This is a genomic window from Variovorax sp. V93, assembly GCF_041154485.1.
Lineage (GTDB): Bacteria > Pseudomonadota > Gammaproteobacteria > Burkholderiales > Burkholderiaceae_C > Variovorax > Variovorax beijingensis_A.
On the sequence record NZ_AP028669.1, the window covers coordinates 2,600,192 to 2,613,587 of the forward strand.

Consider the following 13,396-nt stretch of genomic DNA (forward strand, 5'->3'; position numbering starts at 1 on the left):
GCCGGGCAGCGCATGAGCAATCTCACTCTCGCCCTGGCCATCCTCGGCGGCCTCGTCCTCGCGGCCGTCGTTGCCTACAACACCGTGACCTCGCGCCGCAACGCGCCGCGCCAGCCCGACGCCGCTGAGCGCGACCCGTCCGAAGCGGACCATCGGCCATCGTCCTCGTCCTCGTCCGACGGCGTGGAGCCGACGTTGCACGTCGATCCGCACCAGTTGCCGAGCCACGAACGCCACGAGCCTCTGTTCGACCCCGACCTGCCCGCGCCCAGCGCGAGCCCGGTGCCCACGGCCGAGCGGCGCGGCGGGCTCGATCCGCTCATCGACGTGATCGCGCCGGTGTCGCTGGACGGGCTCGCGTCGGGCGATGCAGCCATTGCCGCCATGCCGCCCACGCGGCGTGCGGGCAGCAAGCCCGTGGCCATCGAAGGCCTGAACGAGCACACCGGCCAGTGGGAGCCGCCCGTGCCGGGCCAGCGCTACAGCGCCTTCCAGGTGGGTGTGCAGCTGGCCAACCGCACCGGGGCGCTCAACGAGATCGAGTATTCCGAATTCGTCGTCAAGGCGCAGGCCTTTGCCGATGCGGTCAACGGCGCGCTCGAGTTTCCCGAAATGCTCGACGAGGTGGCGCGCGCCCGCGAGCTCGACCAGTTCGCCAGTGCGCACGATGCCCAGCTGGGCTTCGTGCTGCGCGCACTGCATGCGGCCTGGAGTCCCGGCTACGTGCAGCAGAACGCCGCCCGCCTGGGTTTCGTGGCCGGCATCATTCCGGGACGCATGGTGCTGCCGACGAGCGAGGCCGGGCTGCCGCCGATCCTCGGGCTTTCGTTCGACACGCAGGCTGCGCTGGCCGACGATCCGGCGCAGTCGGCCATCCGCGAGCTCAGCCTGAGCCTGGACGTGCCGCAGGTCGACCGCGCCGAGCAGCCGTTCCGCCGCATGCGCGAAGCCGCCGCCACGCTGGCGCGCGAGATGGACGGCGTGGTCACCGACAGCGACGGCCAGCTGCTGCGCGAAGAAACCATGGACGTGATCGGCGCCGATCTCGAGCAGCTCTACGACACGCTCGAATCACGCGACCTGGCCGCCGGCTCGCCGCTGGCGCGCCGCCTTTTCAGCTGATCCGATCGTTCGGGAGACACCCATGACCACGCGCGACGAAGCGGCACGCGAAGCCGCCGCACTGAGCGAACAGCTTCACCGACACGCTCATCTCTACTACGTGCTCGATGCCCCCGAGCTGCCCGACGCCGAGTACGACCGGCTGTTCCAGCGGCTGCAGGCGCTGGAAGCCGAATACCCTGAACTGCGCACGCCCGATTCGCCCACGCAGCGCGTCGGCGGCAAGGTGCTCGAAGGCTTCGTGAAGGTGCGCCACAAGGTGCCGATGCTGTCGATCCGCACCGAGACCGACATCTCGCCCGGCGGCGCCAGTGCCTTCGATGCCCGCGTGCGCAAGGAACTGGGCCTGGCCGAGGACGGGCCGCAGGTCGAGTACGTCTGCGAACTCAAGTTCGATGGCCTGGCCATGAACCTGCGCTACGAGAACGGCGTGCTGGTGCAGGCCGCGACGCGGGGCGACGGCGAGGTCGGCGAGGAGGTCACGCAGAACATCCGCACGGTGCGCGAGATTCCGCTGCGGCTCAACGGCAAGGCGCCGCCGGTGGTCGAGGTGCGCGGCGAGATCTACATGAAGCGCGCCGACTTCGAGGCGCTCAACGAGCGCCAGCGCGAGAAGATCGCGGCCGGGCAGAAGAACGAGAAGGTCTTCGTCAACCCGCGCAATGCCGCGGCCGGCGCGGTGCGCCAGCTCGACCCGGCCATTGCGGCGGCGCGGCCGCTGAGCTTTTTTGCCTATGGCCTCGGCGAGGTCACGCCGGCCAGCGAAGGCGGGCCGGATTTTCCGACCCAGTTCGAATGGCTGCAGCAGTTCCATGCCTGGGGCTTTCCGGTGGCCACGCAGACCGCCCGCGCGACCGGTGCCATCGAACTGATTGCCTTCCACGAGAACATCGGACGCCAGCGCGATGCCTTGCCCTACGACATCGACGGCGTGGTCTACAAGGTCGACAGCATCGAGCTGCAGCGGCGGCTGGGTTTCGTGTCGCGCGAACCGCGCTGGGCCGTGGCGCACAAGTACCCGGCGCAGGAACAGATCACCGAGGTGCTGGGCATCGAGGTGCAGGTCGGGCGCACCGGCAAGCTCACACCGGTGGCCAAGCTGGCGCCGGTGTTCGTCGGCGGCGTGACCGTGACCAATGCCACGCTGCACAACGAGGACGAGGCACGCCGCAAGGACGTGCGCGTGGGCGACAAGGTCATCGTGCGGCGTGCCGGCGACGTGATCCCCGAAGTGGTCGGCGTGGTGCCCGAAAGCCTCGCCAGGCCCGACGGCGAGCGGGGCCCGCTGTTCACCATGCCGCACCAATGCCCGGTGTGCGGATCGGAGGCGCTGCGCGAAGAAGGCGAGGTCGACTACCGCTGCACCGGCGGCCTGTTCTGTGCGGCGCAGCGCAAGGAGGCCATCCTGCACTTTGCGGCGCGGCGCGCGGTCGACATCGACGGGCTCGGCGACAAGCTGGTCGAGCAGTTGGTCGACGCCAACCTGATCCGCACCTTGCCCGACCTCTACAGGCTCGGGTTCACCACGCTGGCGGGGCTGGACCGCATGGCCGACAAGTCGGCCAGGAACCTCGTCGACGCGCTCGAGGCCTCGAAAAAGACCACGCTGCCGCGCTTCCTGTTCGGGCTGGGCATCCGGCACGTGGGCGAGAGCACCGCCAAGGATCTCGCCAAGCACTTCGGCAAGCTCGACGCGATCATGGATGCGACCGAGGAGCAGCTGCTCGAGGTCAACGACGTCGGCCCGGTCGTCGCGCAAAGCCTGCGCACCTTCTTCGATCAGCCGCACAACCGTGAAGTGGTCGAGCAGCTGCGCGCATGCGGGCTGGCGTGGGAAGAGGGCGAACCCGCCGCCCGGGCGCCCAAGCCATTGGCGGGACTGACCTTCGTGATCACCGGCACCCTTCCTACGCTGAGCAGGGACGAAGCGAAGGATAAATTGGAGGCAGCCGGAGCCAAGGTGGCGGGCTCGGTCAGCAAGAAAACCAGCTACCTCGTGGCTGGCGAGGAGGCCGGCAGCAAGCTCGACAAGGCGCGCGAGATCGGTGTGGAGGTGATCGACGAGGCGCGTATGCTGGAGCTGCTCGCCAGCGGTGTGCCGGGTTGAAGGGGTGAAGCGCGGTTCTTACCGGCAGTTACGCGACTTCACACCCGCGCAGTCAACAGGGTCTACAAGCCGGCGTTGAAAACAGAAGGCTGACAAGGAGTCCCTCATGCAGAAAATTCGTGTTCTCGGTATCTGTGTCGCCGTTGGCGGCTTCGCGCTGCTCGGCGGCTGCGTGGCTGTTCCTGGCGACCCCTATTACAGTGGGGGCTATTCGCAGCCGTACTACGCGGACCCGGTGGTGGTGAATCCGGCGCCAGTCTATATCCAGGGTGGCGGCTATTACGAAGGCGGACGCCGCTATTACGACCGTCCCTACTACGACGGACGCTACTACGGGCGTCCGGGCTATCCGGCGGCGCGCCCGGTGCCAGTGCCGGTCCCTGTGCCGGTGCCTTCTCGTCCCGGCTGGGGCGGCGGCGGACGGCCGTCGGGCAATGCCGCCGGCGTGTCGCCGCTTCCGCAGTACCGGTCACAGCCGCCGCGCGGCTCGGAGCGGTTGTGGACGTCGCCGGACTCCAAGGGGCAAACCCCTCCATGACCGAACGGCGGGGCCGCTCGCGATAATCCCCGCCATGGCCATCCGCGAAATCCTGAAAATGGGCGACCCCCGGCTGCTGCGCATTGCGCAGCCGGTGGCTGCCTTCGACACCGACGAGCTGCACCTGCTGGTGCGCGACATGTTCGAGACCATGCTGGCCGCCAACGGCGCCGGCCTGGCCGCGCCGCAGATCGGTGTCGACCAGCAGCTCGTGATCTTCGGCACCGATGTCGTCAATCCCCGCTACCCCGATGCGCCGCCGGTGCCTCGCACCGTGCTGCTGAATCCGGTTATCACGCCGATCGGCGACGAGGAAGAAGAAGGCTGGGAAGGCTGCTTGTCGGTGCCGGGCCTGCGCGGCGTGGTGCCGCGCTTCGCCAACATCCGCTACACCGGCTTCGATCCCTACGGCGATCCGATCGACCGCATCGCAAGCGGCTTTCATGCGCGCGTGGTGCAGCATGAAGTCGATCACCTGCTGGGCAAGCTCTATCCGATGCGGGTGCGCGACTTCTCGCGCTTCGGCTATACCGACGTCCTGTTTCCAGGGCTGGACGCCAACGACGACGATTGACGGAAGAACGGCCGGTACACCGCCGGCCGCGTGCCTTCTTTCTTTCTTTCAGTTGTACTTGCCGCCCAGGCCGAACCGGCCGCCGCCGAAGAACGCGATCGCGATCGCCGAGAACATGAACATGCCCTGCAGTTCCAGCGCCCAGCCGCCCTGGCCGTTGAGCGCGCCCAGGTCCTTCTGATGAACGAGCCAGATCGCCACCAGCATGTTGAGGGCGACGATCAGCGCCGCCGGACGGGTGAACAGCCCCACGATGAGCAGCACCGGCGCAAGGATCTCTCCGACATAGACCAGGTAGGCCAAAGCCGCCGGCAAGCCATGGGACGCCAGCATGCCGCCGATGCCGTCGACGCCTTTGCCGACCTTCGCGATGCCGTGCAGCAGGATGAGGATGCCGAGTGCAACGCGCAGAACGAGCTTGCCGGTGTCATCGGATTTGGTCATGTGCAGATTCCTGGTGAAGTTGTTGGAGGCCCGTATGTTAGTGAATGCAGCCGGCAAGAAAAACCCGTGGACAGCGGCGCACGCAGCATATGCATTCAACTGCTGGTTCCTTGGCAGGGCGGCGCGCAGCCTCGTACACTGCCTTTTGCTTGTTGTTGAGGAGAACACACCAATGAAGAATCGATTCCGTCCCGCGCTGGCCGCTGCCGCAACCATTGCCGCGCTTGCCACTGCCGCGCCTGCCCTTGCCGGCAAGACCCTCGATGCCGTCAAGCAGCGCGGCACAGTCAAGTGCGGCGTGACCAATGGCGTGGCCGGCTTTTCCGCGCCCGACACGCAGGGCAACTGGTCGGGCCTGGACGTCGACACCTGCCGCGCCATTGCGGCGGCCGTGCTGGGCGATCCGAAGAAGGTCGACTTCGTGCCGCTCAATTCGCAGCAGCGCTTCTCGGCCCTGCAGGCCGGCGAGATCGACATCCTCGCGCGCAACACCACCTGGACGCTCACGCGCGATGCGTCGCTGGGCTTCAACTTCACCACCATCACCTACTACGACGGCCAGGGCTTCCTGGTGCCGAAGAAGCTCAAGGTCACGAGCGCCAGGCAGCTCAAGAACGCGACCATCTGCACGCAGTCGGGCACCACCAACGAGAAGAACGTGTCCGACTACTTCCGCGCACAGAACATCCCGGTCAAGACGGTGGTGTTCGAAAGCTTCGAAGCTTCGTTCAAGGCCTTCTTCTCGGGACGCTGCCAGGCCTTCACCACCGACGCCTCCGCGCTGGCGGGCCTGCGCAACAAGGAAGCGCCGAACCCCGACGACTACATCATCCTGCCCGAGCTCATTTCCAAGGAACCGCTCGCGCCGCTGGTGCGCCGCGGCGACGACGAATGGTTTGCCATTGCCAAGTGGGTGCCCAACGCGCTCATCGAGGCCGAAGAATTCGGCGTCACGCAGGCCAATGCCGACGAGCTCAAGGCCAGCAGCAAGGACCCGGCGCAGCAGCGCCTGGTCGGCACCGGCGAGGACCTGGGCAAGCTGCTGGGCCTGGACAAGGACTGGTCGTTCCGCGCGATCAAGGCCGTGGGCAACTACGGCGAGATGTTCGAGCGCAACGTGGGCCCCAAGTCGGTGCTCAAGCTGCCGCGCGGCTCGAACAACCTCTGGAACAAGGGCGGCCTGATCTACGCACCACCGGTTCGATGAGCAGTCAAGCCTCGCGCCGCGGCGCCTGGCTGGCCTGGGTCGTCCAGGCGCTGCTGGTGCTGGCCGTCGTGGCCGGCGCGGCCTGGGTCGTGAACCATGCGCTCGAAGTGCTGCGGGCGCGGGGCGTGCGCTCGGGCTTCGACTTTCTCGCCGAGCCTGCAGGCTTCTCCATCAGCGAAGGCTGGCTCGATTTCGATGCCAGCCAGCCGTTCTGGCGCGCCTTTCTCGCGGGCCTGGTCAACACGGTGCGCGCCTCGGTGCCCGCCGCCATCTTTTCGGTCGTGCTCGGTACCCTGATCGGCATCGGCCGGCTCGCACCGCATGTGCTGCTGCGCGGCATCTGCACCGCGTATGTCGAACTGCTGCGCAACGTGCCGCTGCTCGTGCAACTGCTGATGCTGGCCTTTGCGATTGCCAACCTGCTGCCCGATCCCACCGAGCCTGTGCGGCTGCTGCCGGGCGTGTGGCTCAGCAAGGGCGGCCTCAGCGTGCCCTGGCCGGCGTCGGGGGAGGGCGGTGGCTGGTGGCCCACGCACCTCGAATGGCCCGAACGCGGCGACTTCGGCGTGAGCGGCGGCGCGGCGCTGAGCCCGGAGTACGTGACCATCGTCGCGGGTCTGTCCTTCTATTCGGCCGCGTTCGTGGCCGAGATCGTGCGCGCCGGCATCCTGTCGGTGCCGCAGGGGCAGGTGCTGGCCGGGCAGGCGCTCGGGCTCGCGCCGGTGCAGCAGCTGCGCATCGTGATCCTGCCGCAGGCGCTGCGGGTGATCGTGCCGTCGCTCACCAACCAGCTGCTGAGCCTCGTCAAGAATTCATCGCTTGCGGTGGCCGTGGGCTATCCGGAGCTGGTGTCGGTGGCCAACACCACCATCGGCTCGAACGGCCGCGCCTTCGAGTGCATTGCCATCATCATGGCGGTCTACCTGCTGCTGTCGCTCGTGATCTCCTTCGGCATGAACCGCTACAACGCGCGCGTCGCGCTCAGGGGCTGGCGATGAGGAACGCGGCCCAGGGCCCTGTTGCGTGGCGCAGCGAACTCTGGGGTTCGCCGCTGCGGGTGCTGGCCACCGTGCTGCTGCTCGCGCTGCTGGCGTGGGGCGGCGTCCACGCCATTGAATGGGGCGTGCTGCACGCGGTGTTCCGGCCCGATGCAGAAGCCTGCCGCGCGATGCAGCATGGCGCCTGCTGGGGCGTGGTGGCCGAGAAGTGGCGGCCGATGCTGTTCGGGCGCTTCCCTTATGAAGAGCAATGGCGTCCGGCCATTGCCGTGGCCGTGCTGTCGGCCGTGACCATGCTGAGCGCCTGGCCGCGCAGCTGGCGCTGGTGGCTGGCGCCGCTCTGGCTTGCGGCGCTGCTGTTGTTCGTGCTGCTGATGCGCGGCGGCGTGGCGGGACTGGCCCCCGTGCCGACCAGCCGCTGGGGCGGTCTGCCGCTCACCATCGGCCTTGCCGTGGTGGGCTTGGCATTGGCCTTTCCGCTGGCGCTGCTGCTTGCGCTGGGGCGCCGCTCGGGCTGGCCGGTGGTTCGCACGCTCTGCGCGAGCTACATCGAGCTGGTGCGCGGCGTGCCGCTGATCTCGGTGCTGTTCATGGCGTCGTTCCTGCTGCCGCTGCTGTGGCCCGCGGGCTGGCAGCCCGACGTGCTGGTGCGCGTGCTGGCGGGACTCACGCTGTTCGTGGCGGCCTACCTGGCCGAGATCATCCGCGGCGGGTTGCAGGCCGTGCCGCGCGGCCAGACCGAAGCGGCGATGGCGCTGGGCTTCGGCCGCTGGCCGGTGCAGCGGGACATCGTGCTGCCGCAGGCCCTGCGGCTCGTGGTGCCGGCGTTGACCAACAGTGTGGTCGGCACGCTGAAGGACACCTCGCTGGTCACGGTGGTGGGCTTGTTCGAGCTGACCGGTGCGCTCGGCCTCGCGCTCGGCGGCGACCCGACCTGGCGGCCGTTCTATCTCGAGGGCTATCTCTTCATTGCGGCCGTGTACTGGCTGCTGTGCTTCGGGCTGTCGCGCTACAGCGTGTGGCTCGAGCGGCGGCTGGGAGAGGGCGCGCGCTGAGCGCGCCGGCCCTCATCAGCCCGCCAGTGCCTTGTCGACCAGCTGCTGCGCTTCCTCGAGGATGCGGCCCAGGTGCTCGGCACCGAGAAAGCTCTCGCCGTAGATCTTGTAGATGTTCTCGGTGCCCGAGGGGCGCGCGGCGAACCAGCCGTTCTCCGTGACCACCTTCACGCCGCCGATGGCCGCGCCATTGCCGGGGGCGTGGCTCAGCACGTTCTGGATCTTCTCGCCCGCGAGCTCGGTGGACAGCACCTGCTGCGGCGAGAGGCTCGAAAGCTTCTTCTTCTGCTCGACGGTGGCCGCTGCGTCCACGCGGTTGGCCACCGGCTGGCCCAGCGCCTGGGCGAGTTCGGCAAAGCGCTCGCCGGGGTCGCGTCCGGTGCGTGCGGCGATCTCGGCCGAGAGCAGGGCGGGAACGATGCCGTCCTTGTCGGTGGTCCAGACCGAGCCGTCGCGCCGCAGGAAGGTGGCGCCCGCGCTTTCCTCGCCGCCGAAGCCCAGCGACGAATCCACCAGCCCATCGACGAACCACTTGAAGCCCACCGGCACCTCGTACAGCGTGCGGCCCAGCCTGGCGGCCACGCGGTCGATCATCTGGCTGCTGACCACCGTCTTGCCGACCGCCGCATGCGCCGCCCATTGCGGCCGGTGCGTGAAGAGGTAGTCGACCATCACGGCCAGGTAGTTGTTGGGTGGCAGCAACCCCGCGCTGCGCGTGACGATGCCGTGGCGGTCATGGTCGGTGTCGCAGGCGAAGGCGATGCCGAAGCGTTCCCGCAGGCCGATCAGCTTGTGCATGGCATCGGGCGACGACGGGTCCATGCGGATGCGGCCGTCCCAGTCGAGCGACATGAAGCGGAAGGTGGGATCGACCTCCTGGCTCAGCACGTTGAGCCGCCCGAGCTTGTAGCGCTCGGTGATGGCCGGCCAGTAGCGCACGCCCGCGCCGCCCAATGGATCGACGCCCAAATCGATCTGCACGCCGCGGATCGCATCCATGTCGAGCACCTGCGCGAGGTCTTCGACATAGGTGTTCAGGTAGTCGTGGCGGTGCGTGGTCGGGGCGTGCAGCGCCTGGGCGAGCGGCAGGCGCTTCACGCCCTTGAGATCCGCCGCAAGAAAGGCGTTGGCCGCGGCTTCGACCGCCGACGTGATGTCGGTGCCCGCGGGGCCGCCGTTGGGCGGGTTGTACTTGAAGCCGCCGCTTTCGGGCGGGTTGTGCGAAGGCGTGATCACGATGCCGTCGGCCAGCCCCGCCGTGCGTCCGCGGTTGTAGACCAGGATGGCGTGCGAGACCGCGGGCGTGGGCGTGTACTCATCGTCCTTCGAAAGCATCAGCTCGACGCCGTTGGCCGCCAGCACTTCCACCGCGCTGTTGAAGGCGGGCGTGGAAAGCGCATGCGTGTCGATGCCGAGGAACAGCGGCCCGTCGATGCCCTTCTGGCGCCGGTAGTCGGCAATGGCCTGGCTCATGGCCAGCACATGCCATTCGTTGAATGCGTTGTCGAAGGAAGAACCGCGGTGGCCCGAGGTTCCGAAGGCCACGCGCTGCGAAGGCACCGAGGGATCGGGCCGGCCCGCGTAGTAGGCCGAGACGAGGCGCGGGACATTGACGAGCAGGTCCAGCGGTGCGGGCTGGCCCGCGAGGGGATTGGTTTTCTGGCTCATGTCGAGGGTTGCCGTTCGAGTTGAATCAAGTCGGCACCATCATGCCGCAGGATGTGCCTGCGGATGAAACAAGCGGCAAGCGTGCCTCAGGGCCTCAGGGCCTCAGGAGGCCAGCGCTTCCATCAGCTCGGTCTCGATGGCAAGCTGCGTCTTCTGGCCCTGCAGTTCCGGCCCGCTGATCAGGAAGGTGTCTTCCACGCGCTCGCCGAGCGTCGTGACCTTGGCGAGCTGCAGGTTCAGGTGATGCCGGGCGAGCACGCGCGCCACCGAATAAAGCAGCCCGGTGCGGTCGCTGGCCGAGATGTTGAGCAGCCAGCGCTGCGCCTTGTCGTCGGGCAGCAGGCTGATGCGCGGCTTGATCGGGAAGCTGCGCACGCGCCGCGACACGCGGCCCACGCTGGGTGGGGGCAGGGGGCCGGCTTCGGTCAGCGTCTGCGCCAGGCCCGACTCCACCATGCTGATGAGATCGCGGTAGTGGTCGGGCAGGAAGGTGGTCACCACCTGAAACGTGTCGAGCGCGTAGCCATTGCTCGTGGTGTGTACTTTCGCGTCAAGGATGCTGAACGACGACTGGTCGAAGTAGCCGCAGATGCGCGCGAACAGGTCGGGCTGGTCGGGCGTGTAGACCACCACCTGCAGGCCTTCGCCGACCGGTGAAAGATGCGCCCGCACGATCGGCGGCGCCTTCGGATCGACGGGAACGTTGGGCGGTGGCACGAAACGCGAGAGCTGCTTGGCGTGCCAGGCGATCTCGGTGGCATCGTGGCGCATGAAGTAGCCGACGTCGAGCGTGGCCCACAGCGCCTTGTGGGCCTCGAAGGGCTGCGCTCGGAGGGCGAGCTGCACCAGCGCCTCGCGCTTGCGCGATTCCACCTCTGCGTCGGGGTCGGGCATGCGGCCGCCGAGCGCGCGCAGGGTGAAGCGGTACAGGTCTTCGAGCAGCTTGCCCTTCCAGGCATTCCACACGCGCGGCGAGGTGCCGCGGATGTCGGCCACCGTCAGCAGGTAGAGCGCCGTGAGGTAGCGCTCGTTGCCCACGCGCTTGGCGAAGGCGCCGATCACCTCGGGGTCGCTCAGGTCCTGCTTCTGCGCGACCTGGCTCATCACCAGGTGCTCCGCGACCAGGAATTCGATCAGCCTCGAATCTTCGCGCGCGATGCCGTGCTGCTTGCAGAAACGCTGCACGTCGCGTGCGCCGAGCGTGGAATGGTCGCCGCCGCGTCCCTTGGCGATGTCGTGGAACAGCGCCGCCACATAAAGGATCCACGGCTTGTCCCAGCCTGCCGCGAGCTGCGAGCAGAACGGGTATTCATGCGCATGCTCGGCAATGAAGAAGCGCCGCACGTTGCGCAGCACCATCAGGATGTGCTGGTCCACCGTATAGACGTGGAACAGGTCGTGCTGCATCTGTCCCACGATGCTGCGGAACACCCGCAGGTAGCGCCCCAGCACCGAGGTCTGGTTCATGAGCCGGAACGCATGCGTGATGCCGTAGGGCTGCAGCAGGATGCGCATGAAGGTCTGGTGGTTGACCGGGTCGTTGCGGAACTTGCTGTCCATCACGTGGCGCGCGTTGTAGAGCGCGCGCAGCGTGCGTGCCGACAGGCCCTTCACGCCGATGGTCTTCTGGTAGAGAAGAAAGGTCTCCAGAATGGCATGCGGCTCGCGCTCGTAGAGGTCGTCGCTCGCAATCTCGATGAGGCCCGCACGCTCGAAGAAGCGCTCGTTGATCGGCGTGTGCTGTTCGTCCACCGGCTGCAGCCGCTCCGCGATGTTCAGCAGCAGGATCTGGTTGAGCTGCGAAACCGCCTTGGCCGCCCAGTAGTAGCGCCGCATCAGCGCCTCGCTCGACTTGCGCTGCGATTCGCTTTCATAGCCGAAGCTCGCGGCCACGGCAGTCTGCAGGTCGAACACCAGGCGGTCCTCGCGCCGGTTGGCAATCACGTGCAGGCGCGCACGGATCAGCGAGAGCAGCGCTTCGTTGCGCTTGATCTGCTGCGCCTCGAAGGAGGTGGCCAGGCCGTTCTTGGCCAGATCGTCCCAGCGGCTGCCGAAGCCGGCGGCCTTGGCCATCCAGAGAATGGTTTGCAGGTCGCGCAGGCCGCCCGGCGATTCCTTGCAGTTGGGTTCGAGCGCGTAGGGCGTGTTGTCGAACTTCTGGTGGCGGTGGCGCATTTCCTGCGACTTGGCCACGAAGAAAGCCTGCGGATCGATGGCGCGAGCGAAGCGCCTGCGGAAGCCCACGAAGAGCTTCTTGTCGCCCGTGATCAGCCGCGATTCGAGCAGCGAGGTCTGGACCGTGACGTCCTTCTCGGCCTCAGCCAGGCACTCGTCGACGGTGCGCACGCTGGAGCCGATCTCGAGCCCCGCATCCCAGCAGTGGCCGATGAAGGCCTCGATGCGGGCCGGATCGATCGCGCCGGCCTCGCCCTCGGGCGGCAGCAGCAGCAGCACGTCGACATCGGAGTAGGGGAACAGTTCGCCGCGGCCGAAACCGCCCACGGCCACCAGCGCGAGCGCGTCGCCGAAATCGGCTTCGCGCCAGAGCGCGCACAGCGTCTGGTCGGCCAGCGCCGACAGCTGCCGCAGCACCGTGTGCACGCTGCGCGTGGGCGCGCGCGCAAAGCGCAGGGTGTCGAACAGCGCCAGCTTCCTGGCGCGATAGGCTTCGCGCAGGGTGGCGACATCGATCTTGGCGGGTTCGATCACGGCTGTGTCCTCGGCCGCGCGCCGCTCGCGCGGCTCACGTTTTCGTGGAAGTGACGAACGAGGGCAGGGGTGGGCTGCCTTCCGACAGCGTGAGCACCTCGTAGCCTGTTTCGGTGACCAGCACCGTGTGTTCCCACTGCGCCGACAGCGAATGGTCGCGCGTGACGATGGTCCAGCCGTCGTACTGGCCGCCCTTGAAGTCTTCCTTCACCTCGCGCTTGCCGGCGTTGATCATCGGCTCGATGGTGAAGATCATGCCGGGCTTGAGTTCTTCCAGCGTGCCCGGGCGGCCGTAGTGCAGCACCTGCGGCTCTTCGTGGAAGCGCTGGCCCACGCCGTGGCCGCAGAATTCGCGCACCACCGAATAGCCCTGGCCTTCGGCGAACTTCTGGATCGCATGGCCCACGTCGCCCAGGTGCGCGCCGGGGCGCACCTGCAGGATGCCGTGCCACATGGCTTCGAAGGTGATGCTGCACAGCCGCTTGGCGGCAATGGAGGCATCGCCGATGATGTACATGCGGCTGTTGTCGCCGAACCAGCCATCCTTGATGACGGTCACGTCGACGTTCATGATGTCGCCCTTTTTCAGCGGCTTGTCATTGGGAATGCCGTGGCAGACCACGTGGTTCACCGAGGTGCAGAGCGACTTCGGGAAGGGCACGCTGCTCGCGCCCATATAGCCCACCGTGGCCGAGGTGGTGCCCTGCTTGACCATGTATTCGGCGGCCAGGCGGTCGACATCGTTCGTGGTGATGCCGGGCTTGATGAAGGGCGTGAGGTAGTCCAGCACCTCGGAAGCCAGGCGGCAGGCGACGCGCATGGCTTCGATGCCTGCGGCGTCTTTGTAGGTAATGCTCATCCCGGAATTATCCCATTCAGCAGATGAACCTGCCCCCAACGCGGGGCACTTCGTGTCCCGCTGCCCCCCGAGGGGGGCGGCCATCTCGGGGCGGCCCGGCGATGGCCTAAAATTC

Annotated in this window: 11 protein-coding genes; 7 read left to right on the top strand and 4 right to left on the bottom strand. The window is 67.6% G+C overall.

What is annotated here, in order from left to right:
• Positions 1 to 12 precede the first annotated feature (12 nt).
• The 4 genes from ACAM54_RS12350 (at position 13) to def (ending at position 4,341) form a co-directional block, all read left to right on the top strand.
• On the top strand, positions 13 to 1,122 hold the full coding sequence (locus ACAM54_RS12350) for a cell division protein ZipA C-terminal FtsZ-binding domain-containing protein (RefSeq protein WP_369650860.1): 1,110 nt from the start codon (positions 13 to 15) through the stop codon (positions 1,120 to 1,122).
• Between the two features lie 22 nt (positions 1,123 to 1,144).
• On the top strand, positions 1,145 to 3,229 hold the full coding sequence (ligA, locus tag ACAM54_RS12355; RefSeq protein ID WP_192324601.1) for an NAD-dependent DNA ligase LigA: 2,085 nt from the start codon (positions 1,145 to 1,147) through the stop codon (positions 3,227 to 3,229).
• A gap of 106 nt (positions 3,230 to 3,335) precedes the next feature.
• The gene (locus tag ACAM54_RS12360; RefSeq protein ID WP_192324603.1) at positions 3,336 to 3,767 is read left to right on the top strand and encodes a hypothetical protein; all 432 of its coding nucleotides are present in this window, start codon (positions 3,336 to 3,338) and stop codon (positions 3,765 to 3,767) included.
• Between the two features lie 34 nt (positions 3,768 to 3,801).
• A complete protein-coding gene (def, locus tag ACAM54_RS12365) occupies positions 3,802 to 4,341 on the top strand; it encodes a peptide deformylase (protein ID WP_145743809.1) in 540 nt (179 codons plus the stop codon).
• 48 nt (positions 4,342 to 4,389) lie between these two features.
• Here def and ACAM54_RS12370 read toward each other — a convergent pair whose 3' ends face one another.
• Positions 4,390 to 4,785 (bottom strand): DoxX family protein, encoded by a 396-nt coding sequence (locus tag ACAM54_RS12370; RefSeq protein WP_209535453.1) that lies wholly within the window; start codon positions 4,783 to 4,785, stop codon positions 4,390 to 4,392.
• Positions 4,786 to 4,957: 172 nt separating this feature from the next.
• On the opposite strand from ACAM54_RS12370, the gene ACAM54_RS12375 reads away from it, so the two are divergent.
• Genes ACAM54_RS12375 through ACAM54_RS12385 form a run of 3 tightly spaced genes read left to right on the top strand, consistent with a single transcriptional unit; the run spans position 4,958 to position 8,045 of the window.
• A complete protein-coding gene (locus ACAM54_RS12375) occupies positions 4,958 to 5,992 on the top strand; it encodes an amino acid ABC transporter substrate-binding protein (protein WP_369650861.1) in 1,035 nt (344 codons plus the stop codon).
• Positions 5,989 to 6,990, top strand: a complete 1,002-nt coding sequence (locus ACAM54_RS12380; protein ID WP_369650862.1) for an amino acid ABC transporter permease — start codon at positions 5,989 to 5,991, stop codon at positions 6,988 to 6,990. The genes ACAM54_RS12375 and ACAM54_RS12380 overlap by 4 nt, the downstream gene beginning before the upstream one ends.
• On the top strand, positions 6,987 to 8,045 hold the full coding sequence (locus ACAM54_RS12385) for an amino acid ABC transporter permease (protein ID WP_369650863.1): 1,059 nt from the start codon (positions 6,987 to 6,989) through the stop codon (positions 8,043 to 8,045). The genes ACAM54_RS12380 and ACAM54_RS12385 overlap by 4 nt, the downstream gene beginning before the upstream one ends.
• Positions 8,046 to 8,060: 15 nt before the next feature.
• On the opposite strand, the gene pgm is transcribed toward ACAM54_RS12385, so the two are convergent.
• From pgm to map, 3 genes are all read right to left on the bottom strand, one after another.
• Positions 8,061 to 9,713, bottom strand: a complete 1,653-nt coding sequence (gene pgm / locus ACAM54_RS12390; RefSeq protein WP_369650864.1) for a phosphoglucomutase (alpha-D-glucose-1,6-bisphosphate-dependent) — start codon at positions 9,711 to 9,713, stop codon at positions 8,061 to 8,063.
• Positions 9,714 to 9,815: 102 nt separating this feature from the next.
• Positions 9,816 to 12,422: a [protein-PII] uridylyltransferase gene (locus ACAM54_RS12395; protein ID WP_145743822.1), complete on the bottom strand. Its 2,607-nt coding sequence runs from the start codon at positions 12,420 to 12,422 to the stop codon at positions 9,816 to 9,818.
• A gap of 34 nt (positions 12,423 to 12,456) precedes the next feature.
• A complete protein-coding gene (map, locus tag ACAM54_RS12400) occupies positions 12,457 to 13,281 on the bottom strand; it encodes a type I methionyl aminopeptidase (RefSeq protein ID WP_012748043.1) in 825 nt (274 codons plus the stop codon).
• Between the last annotated feature and the right edge of the window lie 115 nt (positions 13,282 to 13,396).